Genomic DNA, 17,200 nt, shown 5'->3' on the forward strand with positions numbered 1-17,200 from the left:
GATCAAATCGGTTCGGGTGGGCATTCCCGGACGCAAGGGACCAAGGCCTTGTTGACAATCGTTTCCAGTTTTGTTGAAAATGAGTGTCATGAACGTACGACGTCACTCCCGCCTCATATCCACGGCCGCCGTTTCCACCGCCGGACTGCTCGCCCTCTCCGCGTGCGGCAGCTCCAATGCGGCCGACGGCAAGAGCGACGGTGCAGGCGGCAAGCTCGACGTCGTCGCGTCCTTCTACCCGATGCAGTACCTCGCGGAGCAGATCGGCGGGGACCACGTGAACGTGGACACCCTGACGAAGCCGGGCGTCGAGCCGCACGACCTGGAGCTCAGCCCGAAGCAGACCGTCGAGCTCGGCAACGCCGACATGATCCTCTACCTCAAGGATCTCCAGCCCGCCGTCGACAAGGCCATCGGCCAGTCCGGCGTGAAGAACGTGGTCGACGCCGCCACCCTCACCAAGCTCGAGGAGCACAGCGCCTCCGAGGACCACGAGGGCCACGACCACTCCGGTGGGGACGCACACGCCGACGAGCACGGTCACGAGGACGAGCACGGTCACTCGCACGAGACCGAGGCCGGCGAGGACCCGCACATCTGGCTCGACCCGGTGAAGTACGCCGAGGTCGCCAACGGTGTGGGCGAGGCGCTCCAGAAGGCCGACCCGGACCACGCGGCCGACTACAAGAAGAACACCGAGGAACTGGTCGGCAAGCTCGAAGCCCTGAACAAGGACTTCGCGGACGGTCTGAAGAACACCGAGACCAAGACCTTCATCACCACGCACGCCGCCTTCGGCTACCTCGCCGAGCGCTACGGCCTGGACCAGGAGGCCATCTCGGGCCTCTCCCCCGAGGCCGAGCCCAGCCCGGCCCGGATCAAGGAGCTCCAGGAGACCGCCGAGCACGACAAGGTCTCGACGGTCTTCTTCGAGACGCTCGCCAGCGACAAGACGGCGAAGACCCTCGCGAAGGACACCGGCCTCAAGACCGACGTGCTCGACCCGCTCGAGGGAATCACCGACCGGTCCAAGGGCGCTGACTATCTCGAAGTCATGCAGTCCAACCTCACCGCGCTGAAGAAGGCACTCGGCGCGAAGTGAGTCCCACCGGCAGCCGCGGGGCCGGCCCCGGCCGCACAACCGCAGCAGCATCGTCATCGGAGGCGCGAGCCATGGATCCTCTTCTCTCCCCGGATCCCGTCATATCCCTGCGCGGGGCCCAGGCCACGCTCGGCTCGCGCCCGGTGCTGCGCGGCATCGACCTCACCGTGCACCGCGGTGAAGTCGTCGCCCTGCTCGGCGCCAACGGCTCCGGCAAGTCCACCGCCGTGCGCGCGGCCATCGGCCAGGTGCCGCTGACGGGCGGCTCGGTCGAGCTGTTCGGCAAGCCCCTGAAGCGGTTCAAGGACTGGGGCCGCGTCGGCTATGTGCCGCAGCGCACCACCGCCGCCTCGGGTGTGCCGGCCACGGTGCACGAGGTGGTCTCGGCCGGCCGGCTCTCCCGTACGAAGCTGCGGCTGCCCTCGAAGGCGGACCGTGCCGCGGTAGACCGGGCCATCGAGCTGGTCGGTCTCGCCGACCGCGCGAAGGACTCGGTGAACGCGCTCTCCGGCGGCCAGCACCAGCGCGTGCTGATCGCCCGCGCGCTCGCGGCCGATCCCGAGCTGCTGATCATGGACGAGCCGATGGCCGGCGTGGACCTGGCCAGCCAGGAGATCCTCGCGACCACGCTCGCCGCCCAGGTGGAGCGCGGTGCGACGGTGCTGCTCGTGCTGCACGAGCTCGGCCCCCTGGAGCCGCTGATCGACCGCGCGGTCGTCCTGCGCGACGGCTGCTGCGTGCACGACGGGCCGCCCCCGAAGGCCGTGGGCCAGCACGCGCTGCCCGGCCACGACCACGTCCACCCGCACTCGGCCGCCGAGCCGATCCGTACGGGCCTGCTGACCTGAGGGATCTGACACCGATGATGGAACTCCTCCAGAACCCCTTCATGCAGCGCGCGCTGATCGCCGCGGTGCTCGTCGGCATCACCGCGCCCGCGATCGGCATCTACCTGGTGCAGCGCCGCCAGGCCCTGATGGGCGACGGCATCGGCCATGTCGCGATGACCGGTGTCGGCCTCGGCTTCCTGCTCTCCACCAACCCGATCTGGATGGCGACGCTCGTCTCCGTCGTCGGCGCCGTGGTCATGGAGCTGATCCGCTGGTACGGCAAGACGCGCGGCGACCTCGCGCTCGCGATGCTGTTCTACGGCGGCATGGCGGGCGGCGTGATGCTGATCAACCTGTCCGACGCCGGCTCCAACGCCAACCTGACCTCGTACCTCTTCGGCTCGCTCGCCTCGGTCTCCGACTCGGACGTCACGGCGATCGTGCTGCTCGCGGCCTTCGTCGTCCTCGTGACGGTCGGTCTTCGCCGGCAGCTGTTCGCGGTCAGCCAGGACGAGGAGTTCGCCCGGGTCACGGGCGTCCCGGTGCGCTTCCTGAACCTCCTGATCGCCGTCACCGCCGCCGTCACCGTGACGGTCGCGATGCGTGTGGTCGGACTGCTCCTGGTCAGCGCCCTGATGGTGGTGCCGGTCGCGGCGGCCCAGCAGATCACCCGCTCGTTCAAGGTGACGTTCGCGCTGGCGGTGGCGATCGGTACGGCGGTCACGCTGTCCGGCACCGTGACCTCGTACTACCAGGACGTGCCGCCCGGGGCGACGATCGTCCTGCTGGCCATCGGCGTCTTCGTCGCCCTGACCGCGCTCGCCGCGCCGCTCGCCCGGCGCCGTGCCCGCGCCCTGCGGGCCGCCGAGGAGGCGGAGGCGGCGTGCACGCTGCGGGTGCCGGAAGCCCGTGCCGGTGACGAGGTCAAGGTCTGACCCGACCCGTGCCCGCGGATCCGCCACACCGACGGATCCGCCCCGATCGAGCCGTGCGCCGGGCCCCGTCACGTAAGGCATGCCTTACGTGACGGGGCAACCTGGCACAATGGCCCGGAGCATTCGTGAGGAGGCCCCTGTGACAGCGCCCGTACGCGGCCGGTCGACCCGGCAGCGCGCCGCCGTGGCGGCGGCTCTCGACGAGGTGGACGAGTTCCGCAGCGCGCAGGACCTCCACGACATGCTGAAGCACCGCGGCGAGTCCGTGGGCCTCACGACCGTCTACCGCACGCTCCAGTCCCTCGCCGATGCGGGCGAGGTCGACGTGCTGCGCACCGGCGACGGCGAGTCGGTCTACCGCCGCTGCTCCTCCGGCGAACACCACCACCACCTGGTCTGCCGCGTCTGCGGCAAGGCGGTCGAGGTGGAGGGCCCCGCGGTGGAGAAGTGGGCGGAGGCGATCGCGTCCGAGCACGGGTTCGTGAATGTGGCGCACACGGTGGAGATTTTCGGGACCTGTGCGGAGTGTGCGGGCAAGGGCTCGGAGTAGCCGAGCCCTTGTGAGTGCGCCCGGCCCCTAGGCGTCCGGGTCGCCCCGCCAGCCGGTGAATTGCACGGGCTCGGGCAGGACGACGCTGACGGTCTCCTTGCGGAACTCGGCGTCGCCGCAGAGCCTGCGCAGGAACTCCGTCATCCCGAACGGGTGGAGCTGGAAGGCCGGAGTGGTGTGCCGCCCCCAGATCAGGACGGGCCACCGGTCCGGGTCCTCGTCCGTGGTCACCCAGCAGTAGATGTCCGCGCCGGTCGTCACGCCCCAGGCGAGAATGTCCTGCGGATCGACCGCGAAGCCGGCGTCGTCGCCTTCCGCCTCCCATGTCAGGCGGGCATTGGCCGTCTCCTCGTCAAGACCCGACCCGCCCGGGTAGCCCTCGACATCGGGCTGCGGGTGCTCGACGACCACGGTGTCACCGAACGTGCCGGGACCGTACGTCTCCATGAACCGCACGTAGTCCGAGGGAAACCGCGTCCCCCACGCCGCCTCGACCGCGGCCCAGTCGACCGTCTCGGCCTGCCGCGCGGGGGCCGGCACCAGGCGGGCCAGCGCCGCCACGGAGCCGGCCGGGCTCACTTGCCCTCCAGCGACAGCAACACCTCGTTGGGGGTCGCGCCCCCGAACCGCCGGTCCCGCGAAGCGAATTCCACGCACGCGCGCCAAAGATCCCGCCGGTCGAAGTCCGGCCACAGGACGTCCTGGAAGACCATCTCCGCGTAGGCCGACTGCCACAGCAGGTAGTTGGACGTGCGCTGTTCGCCGCTCGGGCGCAGGAAGAGGTCCACGTCCGGCATGTCCGGGTAGTAGAGGTACTTCGCGAAGGTCTTCTCGTTGACCTTCGACGGGTCGAGGCGACCGGCCCGGATGTCCTCCGCGAGCGCCTGCGCCGCGTCCGCGATCTCCGCACGCCCGCCGTAGTTCATGCAGAAGTAGAGCGTCAGCTTGTCGTTGTCCTTCGTCTGCTCCTGCGAGATCTCCAGCTCCTTGGCGACCGACTTCCAGAGCTTGGGCATCCGGCCGACCCACCGCACCCGTACGCCCAACTCGTCCAGCTGGTCACGGGTCTTGCGGATGAAGTCGCGGTTGAAGTTCATCAGGAAGCGCACCTCGTCGGGCGAGCGCTTCCAGTTCTCCGTGGAGAAGGCGTACAGCGAGATGTTGCCGACGCCGAGCTCGATCGCGCCCTGGAGCACGTCGAGCACGCGCTCGGCGCCGACCTTGTGGCCCTCGGTGCGCGGCAGGCCGCGCTCCTTGGCCCAGCGGCCGTTGCCGTCCATGACGATGGCCACATGGTTCGGCACCAGCTCACCGGGGAGCTTCGGCGGGCGTGCGCCCGACGGGTGCGGTTCGGGCGTGACGTACTCGCGACGGCTGCGTCCGAGGATCCCGCGTCGTGCCATGTTGCTCTCTCGCTCCCCAAGCTCTGTGCGAGCTCTAGCTCTTCTCCACGTACCGCAGGGAGCGCAGCCCGCGCTCCAGGTGCCAGTGCAGATACGCCGACACGAGACCGCTGCCCTCCCTCACATGCCGCGCCTCGCTGGCGTCCGCCGTCTCCCAGTCTCCCGTGAGCAGCGCGCCGAGCAGGGCGATGGCCTCCGCAGACGGTACGACACTTCCCGGTACGCGGCACTCGGCGCAGACCACTCCGCCGGCCCCGACCGAGAAGAACCGGTTGGGTCCGGGCATTCCGCACTTCGCGCAGCTGTCGAAGCTGGGCGCATAGCCGTTGACGGCGAGGGAGCGGAGCAGGAACGCGTCGAGGATCAGGTTCGGCGCGTGCTCGCCGGCGGCGAGGGTGCGCAGCCCGCCGACCAGGAGCAGATACTGCTGCACGGCCGGCTCGCCTTCGTGGTCGGTGAACCGCTCCGCCGTCTCCAGCATCGCGGTCCCGGCCGTGTACCGGGCGTAGTCGGTCACGATCCCGCCACCGTACGGAGCGATGGTCTCACTCTGTGTGCACAACGGCAGCCCGCGGCCGATCAGTTCGCTGCCGCGCGCGAAGAACTGCACGTCGACATGCGAGAAGGGTTCAAGTCTGGCCCCGAACTTCGACTTGGTCCTGCGCACCCCCCGGGCCACGGCCCGTACGCGCCCGTGCCCGCGGGTGAGCAGCGTGATGATGCGGTCGGCCTCACCCAGCTTCTGGGTGCGCAGCACGATGCCGTCATCACGGAACAGACTCATGGAGCCCATTCTCCCTTACGGGGGCGGTGGCCCGTGGCCGGTACGCGGCTCAGCCCCGCTCGACCCTCGCCTCCCCCGCCTCGTGGTCGTACACCACGTGCAGCCGCGTCCCGTCGGCCGCGATCCGGGTGCGGGCCTGGGCGCCCGGGGGCAGGCCGGGCAGGACCGGCTCGATGCCCGTCTCCGCGCGGATGCGGTCGAGGAGGGAGCGCAGGGTCGCGGGGTCCGGGGTCGTGGCCAGGTACCAGGCCGTACCCGCGCCGAAGGAGTGGCGGGTGATCGCCGGGCGGCCGTCCGCGAAGGTCTCGACGGCCTGCGCCCCTTCGAGGAGCACGTCCTCGGACCACAATGTGCCGGTGCCCGAGGAGAGTTCGGCGCGGCCGCCGTGCGGCAGCGGGTCGAACTCGTCCACGCGCAGGCCGAGGAGCTCGCGGAACGGGGCCGGGTAACCGCCGAGGTGGACGCGGTCGTGTTCGTCCGTGATCCCCGAGAAGTACGTCATCAGCACGGTGCCGCCCGCGCGGACGTACTCGGTGATGCGGGCCGCCGCTGACTCGCTCACCGAGTAGAGGTGCGGGACCAGGAGGAGCGCGTACGGGGAGAGGTCGGCGTCGAGCGGGAGCACGTCACAGGCCACCGACGCGTCGTACAGCGGTTTGTGGAGGGCCCGCGCGCCGGCGAGGAGCTGCACGTCGCTGCTGGGGTGGGCCTCCTGTTCCAGGGCCCACCAGTTGGGCCAGTCGAGGAGCAGGGCCGCGCCGGCCCGCTCGGGGCGGGAGCCCAACAGGGCGGGATGTGCGGCCAGTTCGGCGCCGAGCGCACGGGCCTCGCGGAAGATCCGGGTGTCGCGGCCGCCGTGCGGGACCATCGCCGAGTGGAACTTCTCCGCCCCGCCGCGTGAGGCCCGCCACTGGAAGAAGAGCACGGAGTCCGCGCCGTGGGCGACGGCCTGCCAGCTGTCGAGCCGCATCCGGCCGGCGGGCTTGCGGCCGTTGCGGCGGCGCCAGTTGACGGCGGAGGGCGCCTGTTCCATCAGGAGCCAGGGGGTGCCGTTCTTCAGGCCGCGTATCACGTCGTAGTGGAAGGCCGTCTCGTGGGCGGCGTCGGCGCCGTGCGGGTCGGGGTACGAGTCGTAGGAGACCACGTCCATCTCGCGGGCCCAGCGGAACAGGTCGAGGGTGGGGGCGAGCGGGACGAAGTTGGTGGTGACGGGGATGCCGGGGGTGAGGCGGTCGAGGACCTCCTTCTCGGCGAGATAGCAGGCGAGGAGCTCGTCGCTGGAGAAGCGCCGGTAGTCGAGCTGCTGTGCCGGGTTGCGGAAGGAGGGTGCGGTGCGCGGGGTGTGGATCTCGTCGAAGGACGCGTAGCGCTGGGACCAGAAGGTGGTGGACCAGGCCTCGTTGAGGGCTTCGACGGTGGCGTAGCGGGCGCGCAGCCAGGTGCGGAAGGCCGCGGTGGAGACCTCGCAGTGGCAGTGGCGGGAGATGTGGCAGCCGTACTCGTTGCCGATGTGCCACAGCGCGAGGGCCGGGTGGTGCGCGTAGCGCTTGGCGAGCTGTTCGACCAGGCGGGTCGCGTACGTACGGAAGACCGGGCTCGACGGGCACCAGTGCTGGCGCGATCCGGGGTAGAGGCGGGTGCCGTCCTCCAGGACGGGCAGCGTCTCGGGGTGCAGGCGGGCCAGCCACGGCGGCGGGGACGCCGTCATCGTGGCGAGGCAGACCGCGACGCCGTCGCGCGCGAGCCGGTCGAGGTGGGTGTCGAGCCACGTGAAGTCGTAGGCGCCCGGCTCGGGTTCGGCGCGGGCCCAGGAGAAGATCCCGACGGTCGCCAGGTTCACCCCGGCCTCGCGCATCAGCTCGCTGTCCTCGGCGTGCACCTCGGGGCCCCACTGCTCGGGGTTGTAGTCGCCGCCGTACGCGAGCGAGCTCAGCTTGCCGTGGAAATGGGCTATGCGGTCCATCGCGTGTACTCCAGGACGGAAGGGAGAGCGGTCACTTGACGCCGAGCGTGCCCTGCCAGGCGCGGGCCTCGATGCCGCGGAAGTGGTCGGCCATCGCGCGCTGGGCGAGCTCGGTGTCGCGGGTGCGCAGCGCGGTGAGGATGTCGCGGTGGCGGCGGGCCGTGACGGCGGGCGCGGGGTCGCGGGCCCAGCCGCGGACGCCGGCGACGCGGTGGAAGACGTTCCAGAACGCGGCGAGCAGCTGGGGCACCAGCTCGTTGCCCAGGGAGACGTAGAGCGCCTCGTGGAACTCGCGGTCGATCTCGGGAAAGGGCTCCCCGGCCGCGCCCTTGCGCTCCATCCGCACGATGATCGCTTCCAGGCTGTCCAGCTCGGCGTCGGTGAGGATCTGCGCGACGCGGCGGATGAGCCCTTCTTCAAGGACTTCTCTGACCTGGAGGATCTCGCCCAACGCGTGGGTGTCGTCGTCGACTTGGGCGAGGGTGCGGAAGGTGAGCCCGTCGACGAGCGGCGTCAGCGAGGCCTGGCCCACGTAGGTCCCGTAGCCGTGTCTGATCTCCACGATGTCCAGGGCCTGGAGCGCTTTGAGCGCCTCGCGCACGGAGTTGCGGCTCACGCCGAGCGACTCCATCAGCTCGGACTCGGTCGGCAGCGGCGTTCCCGGGCGCAGGCGGCGGTCGAGTATCAGCTGCATGATCTCGCGCCGGATCTGGCCCCCGATCAGGCGGCGGCCCACAAGGTCCTCGGACATGGCGCACAGGGTAGACCCACCGGACATCCCACGTCCCACCTCAGGCACCAACTTCCTTGAGGAATTGCATCTTTGCAGGTCAGCTGGGCCCCAGGAGATGCGTTAGAGGTGTAGACCTCTGGATGATTTCCGGTTCGTCCCGGCGATCCGGCCGATCTGTGCGCAAGCCCTTGACCGCCCCGCAGGACGCTCCTATGGTCTCGCCAGTCCGATGACGTAGGACGTCCGATCTCCCGCCCCCCGCACCGGAGTTCATACTCCGCCCCGCACACTCCGCCCCGCCCCGCACCCACCCACCGACCCGCCGGAGGAACCCGTGAGCAACGTGACCCAGGGATCGGCCGTGCAGCGCCGCTCCTTTCTGAAGTACACCGGCGCCCTCGGCTTGGCCGCCGGCATCACGACAACGCTGTCGGCCTGCTCCGGAGGCCCGAAGTCCACCAACGAGACGGGCGGCGGCGGCAAGGGCGGCTCCACCACCCTCACCGCGGTCATCGGCTACGGCAACGACGGCAGTTGGGACCCGACGCAGACCGCGTCCGCGTTCGCGATGGCCGGCAACCACCACATCTACGAGGGCCTGCTCGACACCGACCCGATCACGCGCGAGCCGTACGCGGCGCTCGCCACCGAGGTGCCGGCCGATCTCAACGCCACCACCTGGAAGTTCACCCTCCGCGAGGGCGCGAAGTGGCACGACGGGAAGCCTGTCACGGCGGACGACGTGGTGTTCGTCTTCGACCGCATCCTCGACCCGGACACCGCGACGCTGGCCAAGGGCTTCTTCGCGAGCTGGCTCAAGGAGGTGAAGAAGGTCGACGACAAGAGCGTGGAGCTGCACCTCAAGTTCCCGTTCCCGGACGGCGCCGCGCGGCTCACGCTCGCGAAGATCATGCCGAAGCACGTGTTCGGGCAGCCCGGCGCCTGGGACGAGGCGATGAAGGGCACGAAGGTCGTCGGCTCGGGCCCGTACCGCATGACCTCCCACCAGCCGAAGACGAACACCACCTTCGAGGCCTTCAAGGACTACAACGGCCCACGCAAGGCGGCCTTCCAGAAGATGAACTGGCTGACGATCGTGGACGCCGCGCCCCGCGTCGCGAAGATCTCCGGCGGCAGCGCCGGCGCGCAGATCGCCGACAACATCCCGTACGCGAACATCGAGCAGCTCAAGAAGGACGGGCTCACGGTCGAGGGCGGGGCCGGGATGAACAACCTGTTCCTGATGTTCAACACCAAGCACAAGCCCTTCGACGACGTACGGGTGCGCCAGGCCCTGCACTACGCGATCGACAAGGAGAAGATGGTCGAGGTCGCGCTGCGCGGCCACGGCAAGCCGGCCACCTCCTTCCTCAACGAGGACAACCCCTCGCACCGGCCGGCCAGGACGGTGTACGGGTACGACCCCGAGAAGGCCAAGAAGCTCCTGAAGGACGCGGGCGTCTCGGGTCTGAAGATCGACCTGATGGCGGTCAACGTCAGCTGGATCGTGGACTGTCTGCCCACCATCAAGGAGGGCTGGGACGCGATCGGCGTCGAGACCACGCTCCAGCCGCAGGAGACCACCGCGGTCTTCACCAAGCTCGACCAGAAGCGGGACTTCCAGGTGGTCGCGGCCGCCTCCAACCCCAACCAGTTCGGCCTCGATGCCGACCTGATCATGCACTACAACTACGGGCCGCAGAACCTGTGGTCGACCACGTACTCGAAGTGGGCGTCCAGCGCCGAGGCCAAGAACCTGTTCAAGCTGATGGACCGGGCGACCGAGGAGAGCGACCCCGAGAAGAAGAAGCAGATGACGCAGGACTACATCGACATCGTCGCCGAGAACGCGGTCCTGTACCCGGTGGTGCACACCGAGCTGATGACGGCCTGGGACCCGAAGAAGCTCACGGGGATCACCCCGCAGCCGTATCCGGGGATCAACCTGCTCCAGGCCAAGTGGGCCAACTGACCGGCTGCACCCGCAAGTTGAGGAGCCCTACGTGGCCGCGATAGCCAGAATCCTGGCCCGCCGCATCGCCCTGCTCGTGCCGCTGCTGCTCGGCGTGATCCTGTTCGTCTTCCTGGTGATGCGGTTCTCGGACGCCGATCCGGCCTCCGCGTTCTTCCAGGGCGCGAACCCGACGCCGGAGCAGCTGCACGAGTTCCGCGAGGAGAACGGGCTGCTCGACCCGCTGCCCGTGCGCTATATGGCGTTCGTCGGGGACCTGTTGCAGGGCGACATGGGCACGAGCGCGCTGCGCCGCACGCCCGTGTTCGACGAGATCAGCACCGCGCTGCCGCTGACCCTGCAACTGACCTTCATGGGCCTGGCCATCGCGCTCGTGCTCGGCACGGTCCTCGGGGTCACGGCCGCGATCTACCGTGACCGGATGCCCGACCAGGTGATCCGCGTGGTCTCCCTGGTCGGGGTCGCGGCCCCCGGGTTCTGGCTGGCGCTGCTGATGATCCAGTACCTGTCGGTCGGTGCCGGCTGGTTCGACTCGGGCGGGTACGTGAATCCGAACGACTCGTTCTCGGGCTGGCTCAAGTCCATGACGCTGCCCGCGTTCTCGCTCTCGCTGCCGATCGCCGCGCAGCTCACCCGGATCGTGCGCACGGCCGTGGTCGAGGAGCTCGACAAGGACTACGTCCGTACGGCCATCGGCAGCGGTCTGCCGCCGGTGGTCGTGGTCGGCCGCAATGTGCTGCGCAACGCGCTGATCAACCCGCTGACGGTGCTCGGCCTGCGCGTCGGGTACCTGCTCGGCGGCGCGGTGGTCACCGAGCAGATCTTCGCGCTGCCCGGCATGGGCACGCTGATGATCGACGCGGTCAAGAACGGCGACCCGGCCGTGGTGCAGGGCGCCGTGCTGACCGCCGCGGTCGGCTTCCTGGTGATCAACCTCGTGATCGACATCCTCTATCTCCTGGTGAACCCCCGCCTGAGGAGCGCCGCCTGATGCCCATCGATCAGAAGGACCCGTCGGAAGGTGTACGAGGGGAAGGCCGGTCCCGCGACACGGGCGACGGGAGTCCGTCCCCGGACGTACGCGGCGAGGGGCCGGGACTGCTCGGGCGCCTCGGCGTGACCCGGCGCAAGGGCCTGACCGACGCTCTGTCCCGTCCCGGCATCCGGCTGCGCGGCTTCCGCAGGATGCCGCTGCGGTCCCGGTTCGCGGTCGTCGTGCTCGGCGCGATCGTCCTCATGGCGGTGTTCGCCGGGATCCTCGCCCCGCACGACCCGCTCGACCAGGCCACCCGCGTCGGCGGGGACGGTGCGCCCTCCGGCGGTCACTGGCTCGGCCAGGACCATCTGGGCCGCGACATCCTCAGCCGGCTGATGCACGGGGCGCGGATGTCGCTCCTGATCGGACTCGGCGCCACCCTGCTCGGGCTGGTCGCGGGCGCGGTGATCGGGGCGGTCGCGGCCACCTCGCGCAAGGCCGTGGACGAGTTCCTGATGCGCTGCCTCGACGTGGTGATGGCCTTCCCCGGCATCGCGCTCGCGGCCGTCCTGATCGCCGTGTTCGGCGGCGGTGTGCCGGTGCTGATCTGCACGATCGCCTTCCTCTACACCCCGCCGATCGCCCGCGTCGTGCGCGCCAACGTGCTCGACCAGTACGGCGAGGACTATGTGACCGCCGAGCGGGTCATCGGCGCCCGCACCTGGCACATCGTCGCCCGGCACGTGGCGGTCAACTGCGCCGCTCCGGTCCTGGTGTTCTGCACCGTGCAGGTGGCGGACGCGATGGTGTTCGAGGCCTCGCTGTCCTTCCTCGGCGCGGGGGTGCGGCCGCCGGACCCCTCGTGGGGCAATGTCATCGCCGACGGCAAGAACCTCGTGCTGATCGGGGGGTGGTGGGCCACCTGGTTCCCCGGCCTCCTGATGGTGATCACCGTCCTCTGCCTCAACATCCTCTCCGAGGGCGTCTCCGACGCCTGGGCGGCCCCGGTCGCCCGTGACGTATCGGCGAAGAAGGCCCGTGCGGAGGACAAGCTGGAGGCGGCGGAGGCCGGCACCGGCGAGGTCCTCGAACTGCCCGGCCTGACCGAGGCGGCGGCCCGGCTCCGGGAACGAGCCCGCCCCATGCCCACCGGCGAACCCGTCCTGTCCGTACGGGACTTGGCGATCGGTTTCGAGCACCGGCACAGCGGCATCGACATCGTGGACGGCATCAGCTTCGAGGTGCGCCCCGGTGAAGTCCTCGGCCTGGTCGGCGAGTCGGGCTGCGGCAAGTCCCTGACCGCCCTCACCGTCATGGGTCTGGAGCCCAAGGGCGCCCGGATCCGGGGTTCGGTGACCTTCGACGGGCAGGAGCTGATCGGCCTTCCGATGCGCGCGCGCCGCCGGCTGCTCGGGCACGACATGGCGATGATCTACCAGGACGCGCTGTCCTCGCTGAACCCCGCGATGACGATCCGCGCGCAGCTCAAGCAGGTTGTACGGCGGGGCGGCGCCCGGAGCTCGCAGGAGCTCCTGGAGCTGGTGGGCCTAGACCCCGAGCGCACCCTGCGCAGCTACCCGCACGAACTCTCCGGCGGCCAGCGCCAGCGCGTCCTCATCGCGATGGCCCTGTCCCGCAACCCGAAGCTGATCGTGGCGGACGAGCCGACCACCGCGCTCGACGTGACCGTGCAGGCGCAGGTCATCCAGCTCCTGCTGCGGCTGCGCGAGGAGCTGGGCTTCGCGCTCGTCCTCGTCTCGCACGACCTCGCGCTGGTCGCGGACGTCACGGACCGCGTGGTGGTGATGTACGGCGGGCAGATCGTGGAGTCCGGTGTGACGGCCGACCTGGTCGAGCAGCCCTCGCACCACTACACGCGGGGCCTGCTCGGCTCGGTGCTCTCCCTCGAAGCGTCGGCAGAGCGGCTGACGCAGATCAAGGGCGTGGTGCCCTCGCCCGCGGACTTCCCGGCCGGCTGCCGGTTCGCGGACCGCTGCCCGCTGGCGAGCGCGCTCTGCCGTACGACGGCTCCCGAGCTGACGGGGGCGAGCCGGGCGCACGAGGCGGCCTGCCACCACCCGGCCGTACCGCTGACGGTGCCGGCTCCCCGTACCGGCACCACCACCGCCACCACCGACGCATCCGCGGAGAGCGAGGCCGTCAAGTGACCAGCTCCACCGAGCCGTTGATCTCCCTCACCGACACCCACGTCGTGCACAGGGCGCGCTCCGGCGGTCTCTTCTCGCGCGACCGCGTGTACGCCCTGACCGGCGCCGATCTCACCATCGCGCCCGGCGAGACGGTGGGCGTCGTGGGCGAGTCGGGGTGCGGCAAGTCCACCCTCGCGAAGGTGCTCGTCGGTGTGCAGCGGCCGACCTCGGGGACGGTGGCCTTCGGCGGCCGCGACCTGTGGACGATGAAGCCGGCCGAGCGGCGGGCCGCAATCGGCACCCGCACCGGCATGATCTTCCAGGACCCGTCCACGGCCCTGAACCGCCGGCTCACCGTCCGCCAGACCCTGCGCGACCCCCTGGACGTGCACCGGCGCGGCACCGCGGCCCAACGCGAGGCGCGGGTACGGGAGTTGATGGCGCTCGTCGGGCTGCCGAAGGTCCTGGCCGAGGGGCTGCCCGGGCAGCTGTCCGGCGGCCAGCGCCAGCGCGTGGCCATCGCGCGCGCCCTCGCCCTCGAACCGGACCTGGTGGTCGCGGACGAGCCCACCAGCGCCCTCGACGTCTCGGTGCGCGCCCAGATCCTCAACCTCCTGCTGGACCTGAAGGAACGCCTGGGCCTCGCGCTCGTCTTCGTGTCCCACGACATCCAGACCGTGCGCAGGATGAGCGACCGCGTGATCACCATGTATCTCGGCCGGATCGTGGAGGAGTCGCCGGCCGACGCGGTGCTCGACCGGTCCCGGCATCCGTACACCCGTGCCCTGTTCTCGGCCACCCCCGGGCTGCTCGCGCCGATCGACCCGATCCCCCTGGTCGGACCGGTGCCCTCGGCGACGCGTCCGCCCTCCGGCTGCCCGTTCCGTACGCGCTGTTGGAAGGCCGACGACGTGTGCGCCCAGGCGATGCCCGAGCCCGTCGCCGCCGAGGCGCACGGGCACCGCTTCCGCTGCCACCACCCGGTGGAGGGCGACCGGTCCACGCACGACCTGGTCCTGCAAGCCGCCCGCACCACCGCCGCCCCCGACCCCACCGCCCCCGGCCCCGCTGCCGCCGCCACGGCCGTCAAGGAGACTCGATGACACTCCCCGCCCCGCTGACCGGTGTCGTACCGCCCGTCTGCACCCCCCTGACACCGGACAACGAGGTGGACACGGCCTCGCTCACGCGTCTCGTGGACCATCTGGTGTCGGCCGGTGTGGACGCCCTGTTCGTGCTCGGCTCCTCCTCCGAGGCCGCGTATCTGCCGGACCGCCACCGCCGTACGGTGGTCGAGACGGTCGTCGGCCACGTAGGCGGCCAACTCCCGGTCCTGGCGGGCGCGATCGACATGACGACCCTGCGCGTCAACGACCACGTGGACGCGGTGACGGCCGCGGGCGCGGACGCGGTCGTGGTCACCGCGCCCTTCTACACGCGCACCCATCCCGCCGAGATCACCCGTCACTTCCGGGCCGTCGCGGCCCACTCCCCCGTGCCGGTGTTCGCCTACGACCAGCCGGCGTCCGTGCCCCTGAAGCTCACTCCCGACGTGGTGACCGAACTGGCCGAGGACGGGGTGATCGCCGGCCTCAAGGACTCCAGCGGGGACGAAGGCGCCTTCCGCGCCTGCCTGATGGGCACGCGGGCGCTGCCCGGCTTCTCGGTCCTGACCGGCTCGGAACTGACGGTCGACTCGGCGCTCGCGATGGGCGCGCACGGCGTGGTGCCCGGCCTCGGGAACGTGGATCCCGAGGGGTACGTACGGCTCTACCGGTACGCGAAGGCCGGCGACTGGGAGCGTGCGCTGGCCGAACAGGAGCGCCTGTGCACCCTGTTCGGCATGGTCGAGGTGGGCGACCCGGCCCGCATGGGCCGCTCCTCCTCGGCCCTCGGCGCCTTCAAGGCGGCGCTCCAGCTGCGCGGAGTGATCGACTGCGCGGCGACGATGCTGCCGCAGGTGCCGCTGTCCGCGCCGGAGGTCGAGCGGGTGGGGAAGTATCTGGCGGGGGCGGGGTTGCTGTAGGCGCGGGCGGCGGGCCTGCCGCAGCGCGGGCCGGCTGAGCGGGCGGTGGGCGGTCTCGATGCGGCCCATCCCGCGCTCTACAACCGGGTGGTGCACGACGAGGAGCAGGCCGCAGCGGTCGTGGACGGCGTGCTCCTCGCGGGCGGGCTCCCCGTACTCGGCCTGCCGGGCTCCCGTTTCCTGGACCTCGCCGCGAAGGCCGAACTGCCGGTGGTCGCCGAGGCGTTCGCGGACCGCGCCTACACGGACGAGGGCACGCTGGTGCCGCGTACACGCGAGCGATCGGTCGTCACCGATCCCTCGGCTGTCGTCGAGCGCTCGCTGGGCCTGGCCCGCGACGCCGCCGTCACCTCGCTGGACGGCCGGCGCATCACGGTCCGGGCGCCTGTGGGCGCGGTCGGTGGGGCCCGATCCGGGCGCTTCCGGAGCGGGTCCCGCCGTGTCACCGGCGCGGCCCCCGCTCACCGCAGGAGCGGGGGCCGCTGCCTCAGCCGCGCAGCTCGTCCACCGGGATGCGGCGGAACGCGATGCGCTCGTACGTCCCGGCCACGCCCGTCTCGTAGAGCAGCCCGACCGTCCCGCCGTCGACCTGCACCAGGTCGGAGTAGGCTGCCCTGTCCGGGGAGACGGTGAGGGCCTTGGTGAAGGTGGCGCCCCGGTCCTGGCTCGTCCATACGGCCATCGCCTGCCGCGCGGTCGGCACGGACGGCCCGGAGAACACCAACGGGGCTTTCCTGCCCGCCAGTTGGAGCACGCTCGCCTGGACCACCGGCACGTCGTTCAGCGTGGGCTGGACCGCGTAGGGCCGGGTCAGGGTGCGGCCGCCGTCGCGCGAGTAGGCGTCGAGGCGGTTGCCGGGGGTCGTACCGTTCTGGTCGCGCGAGGTGAAGTAGAGGGTGCCGTCGGGGAGTTCGGCGGCGAGGGACTCGTTGGAGTTGATCGCGCCGTCGTACGAGTCGTCCACGAAGCCGATCCGCCAGGTGCGCCCGCCGTCGTCGCTGTAGAGCGAGTGCGCCCCGTAGTACTTGGCCTCGGCCCCGGTGTCGGCGGACCCGGCGGGCGGTGCCACGGAGTGGTTCGAGGGGACGACGAGCCGTCCCGCGTACCGGCCGTGGGTGAGGGCCACGGCGTGCCCCGGCCCGGTGGCGTACCAGCGCCAGCCCTGCTTCTTCGTGTCCGCGGTGATGTCGCGCGGTGCGCTGAAACTGCGGCCGTCGTCCCGGCTGGTCTGTACGAACACCCGGCGGCTCTGCTCGGGCGTCGCCTCGCCGCGCATGATCTGCGCCTCGGTGACCGCGCCGCTGTTGTACGAGGTGAGCAGCACGATCCGGCCGGTGCGCGGGTCGATCACGGGCGCCGGATTGCCCCGGGTGTCGCCGCCGCCCGCGGCGACCACGCTCAACTCGCCCCAGGTGCAGCCGCCGTCGCGGGACCGCTTGACGACCACGTCGATGTTGCCGGTGTCGCCGGCGCCTCCGACGCGGCCCTCGGCGAAGGCGAGCAGCGTGCCGGCGCGGGTCTTCACCACGGCGGGGATGCGGTACGTGTCGTAGCCGCCCTCGCCCGAGGTGTACGGGACGGATCCGGTGCAGGGCGCGGCGGCGGCCGAGGCGGGGGCGGCCGGCAGCAGCAGGGCGGCGAGTGCGGCCGCCGCGAGACCGCCCGCCAGAACGGGTCTCCTGTGTGGCCGGTGCTTCCACAGCGAGGTCATCGTGCTCCTCCGTACAGAACGTAGGACGTAGGACGTTCGATGTCTCGCGTGAACGTAGTGGGCCG

General features: G+C 70.9%; 15 protein-coding genes and 1 pseudogene. 10 read left to right on the forward strand and 6 right to left on the reverse strand.

Translation table 11 applies throughout. The annotated features are described in order from the left end of the window. Positions 1 to 88 precede the first annotated feature (88 nt). From BLT97_RS22325 to BLT97_RS22340, 4 genes are all read left to right on the forward strand, one after another. Positions 89 to 1,102 carry a metal ABC transporter substrate-binding protein gene (locus tag BLT97_RS22325; protein WP_093612930.1) on the forward strand — a complete coding sequence of 338 codons (1,014 nt, stop codon included), beginning with the start codon at positions 89 to 91 and terminating at the stop codon, positions 1,100 to 1,102. Positions 1,103 to 1,173: 71 nt separating this feature from the next. Next, positions 1,174 to 1,950 carry a metal ABC transporter ATP-binding protein gene (locus tag BLT97_RS22330; protein ID WP_093612932.1) on the forward strand — a complete coding sequence of 259 codons (777 nt, stop codon included), beginning with the start codon at positions 1,174 to 1,176 and terminating at the stop codon, positions 1,948 to 1,950. Positions 1,951 to 1,967: 17 nt separating this feature from the next. Further along, positions 1,968 to 2,867: a metal ABC transporter permease gene (locus BLT97_RS22335; RefSeq protein ID WP_093613259.1), complete on the forward strand. Its 900-nt coding sequence runs from the start codon at positions 1,968 to 1,970 to the stop codon at positions 2,865 to 2,867. 139 nt (positions 2,868 to 3,006) lie between these two features. Next, positions 3,007 to 3,417, forward strand: coding sequence for a Fur family transcriptional regulator (locus BLT97_RS22340; RefSeq protein WP_245769474.1), 411 nt, complete (start codon positions 3,007 to 3,009; stop codon positions 3,415 to 3,417). A gap of 27 nt (positions 3,418 to 3,444) precedes the next feature. On the opposite strand, the gene BLT97_RS22345 is transcribed toward BLT97_RS22340, so the two are convergent. From BLT97_RS22345 to BLT97_RS22365, 5 genes are read right to left on the reverse strand one after another with little or no spacing between them, the layout of a single operon-like run. After that, positions 3,445 to 3,996 (reverse strand): SMI1/KNR4 family protein, encoded by a 552-nt coding sequence (locus tag BLT97_RS22345; protein WP_093612936.1) that lies wholly within the window; start codon positions 3,994 to 3,996, stop codon positions 3,445 to 3,447. Beyond that, the gene (locus tag BLT97_RS22350; protein ID WP_093612938.1) at positions 3,993 to 4,820 is read right to left on the reverse strand and encodes an isoprenyl transferase; all 828 of its coding nucleotides are present in this window, start codon (positions 4,818 to 4,820) and stop codon (positions 3,993 to 3,995) included. Before BLT97_RS22350 ends, BLT97_RS22345 begins: the two co-directional genes overlap by 4 nt. A gap of 34 nt (positions 4,821 to 4,854) precedes the next feature. After that, the gene (gene recO, locus BLT97_RS22355; protein WP_093612940.1) at positions 4,855 to 5,604 is read right to left on the reverse strand and encodes a DNA repair protein RecO; all 750 of its coding nucleotides are present in this window, start codon (positions 5,602 to 5,604) and stop codon (positions 4,855 to 4,857) included. Positions 5,605 to 5,653: 49 nt separating this feature from the next. Then, positions 5,654 to 7,567, reverse strand: coding sequence for a beta-galactosidase (locus BLT97_RS22360; RefSeq protein ID WP_093612942.1), 1,914 nt, complete (start codon positions 7,565 to 7,567; stop codon positions 5,654 to 5,656). Between the two features lie 31 nt (positions 7,568 to 7,598). Beyond that, positions 7,599 to 8,318: a FadR/GntR family transcriptional regulator gene (locus BLT97_RS22365; RefSeq protein ID WP_245769475.1), complete on the reverse strand. Its 720-nt coding sequence runs from the start codon at positions 8,316 to 8,318 to the stop codon at positions 7,599 to 7,601. 316 nt (positions 8,319 to 8,634) lie between these two features. Between BLT97_RS22365 and BLT97_RS22370 the strand changes: the two genes are divergently transcribed. From BLT97_RS22370 to BLT97_RS22395, 6 genes and pseudogenes are all read left to right on the forward strand, one after another. Further along, a complete protein-coding gene (locus BLT97_RS22370) occupies positions 8,635 to 10,272 on the forward strand; it encodes an ABC transporter substrate-binding protein (RefSeq protein WP_093612946.1) in 1,638 nt (545 codons plus the stop codon). A 31-nt stretch (positions 10,273 to 10,303) separates the two neighbouring features. Beyond that, a complete protein-coding gene (locus tag BLT97_RS22375; RefSeq protein ID WP_093612948.1) occupies positions 10,304 to 11,263 on the forward strand; it encodes an ABC transporter permease in 960 nt (319 codons plus the stop codon). Continuing rightward, complete coding sequence (locus BLT97_RS22380; RefSeq protein WP_093612950.1) at positions 11,263 to 13,416, forward strand: dipeptide/oligopeptide/nickel ABC transporter permease/ATP-binding protein; 2,154 nt, start codon at positions 11,263 to 11,265, stop codon at positions 13,414 to 13,416. Before BLT97_RS22375 ends, BLT97_RS22380 begins: the two co-directional genes overlap by 1 nt. 17 nt (positions 13,417 to 13,433) lie before the next feature. Continuing rightward, entirely contained in the window at positions 13,434 to 14,501 is a 1,068-nt protein-coding gene (locus BLT97_RS22385) for an oligopeptide/dipeptide ABC transporter ATP-binding protein (protein ID WP_093613261.1), read from the forward strand. Continuing rightward, positions 14,498 to 15,424: a dihydrodipicolinate synthase family protein gene (locus BLT97_RS22390; protein WP_093612952.1), complete on the forward strand. Its 927-nt coding sequence runs from the start codon at positions 14,498 to 14,500 to the stop codon at positions 15,422 to 15,424. The genes BLT97_RS22385 and BLT97_RS22390 overlap by 4 nt, the downstream gene beginning before the upstream one ends. Before the next feature lie 66 nt (positions 15,425 to 15,490). Then, a pseudogene (locus tag BLT97_RS22395) lies at positions 15,491 to 15,808 on the forward strand (LamB/YcsF family protein); the annotation flags it as partial. A gap of 103 nt (positions 15,809 to 15,911) precedes the next feature. Here the strand turns inward: BLT97_RS22395 and BLT97_RS22400 are convergent. Next, positions 15,912 to 17,135, reverse strand: a complete 1,224-nt coding sequence (locus tag BLT97_RS22400) for a sialidase family protein (protein WP_093612954.1) — start codon at positions 17,133 to 17,135, stop codon at positions 15,912 to 15,914. Positions 17,136 to 17,200 lie beyond the last annotated feature (65 nt).

This window comes from Streptomyces indicus, assembly GCF_900100315.1.
GTDB lineage: Bacteria > Actinomycetota > Actinomycetes > Streptomycetales > Streptomycetaceae > Streptomyces > Streptomyces indicus.

What these genes read in the sequence shown, in the direction of transcription:
- recO (WP_093612940.1), bottom strand. Translation starts at nt 5,604, where the DNA reads ATGAGTCTGTTCCGTGATGACGGCATCGTGCTGCGCACCCAGAAGCTG.
- BLT97_RS22365 (WP_245769475.1), bottom strand. Translation starts at nt 8,318, where the DNA reads ATGTCCGAGGACCTTGTGGGCCGCCGCCTGATCGGGGGCCAGATCCGG.
- BLT97_RS22335 (WP_093613259.1), top strand. Translation starts at nt 1,968, where the DNA reads ATGGAACTCCTCCAGAACCCCTTCATGCAGCGCGCGCTGATCGCCGCG.
- BLT97_RS22400 (WP_093612954.1), bottom strand. Translation starts at nt 17,135, where the DNA reads ATGACCTCGCTGTGGAAGCACCGGCCACACAGGAGACCCGTTCTGGCG.
- BLT97_RS22390 (WP_093612952.1), top strand. Translation starts at nt 14,498, where the DNA reads ATGACACTCCCCGCCCCGCTGACCGGTGTCGTACCGCCCGTCTGCACC.
- BLT97_RS22380 (WP_093612950.1), top strand. Translation starts at nt 11,263, where the DNA reads ATGCCCATCGATCAGAAGGACCCGTCGGAAGGTGTACGAGGGGAAGGC.
- BLT97_RS22325 (WP_093612930.1), top strand. Translation starts at nt 89, where the DNA reads ATGAACGTACGACGTCACTCCCGCCTCATATCCACGGCCGCCGTTTCC.
- BLT97_RS22360 (WP_093612942.1), bottom strand. Translation starts at nt 7,567, where the DNA reads ATGGACCGCATAGCCCATTTCCACGGCAAGCTGAGCTCGCTCGCGTAC.
- BLT97_RS22350 (WP_093612938.1), bottom strand. Translation starts at nt 4,820, where the DNA reads ATGGCACGACGCGGGATCCTCGGACGCAGCCGTCGCGAGTACGTCACG.
- BLT97_RS22330 (WP_093612932.1), top strand. Translation starts at nt 1,174, where the DNA reads ATGGATCCTCTTCTCTCCCCGGATCCCGTCATATCCCTGCGCGGGGCC.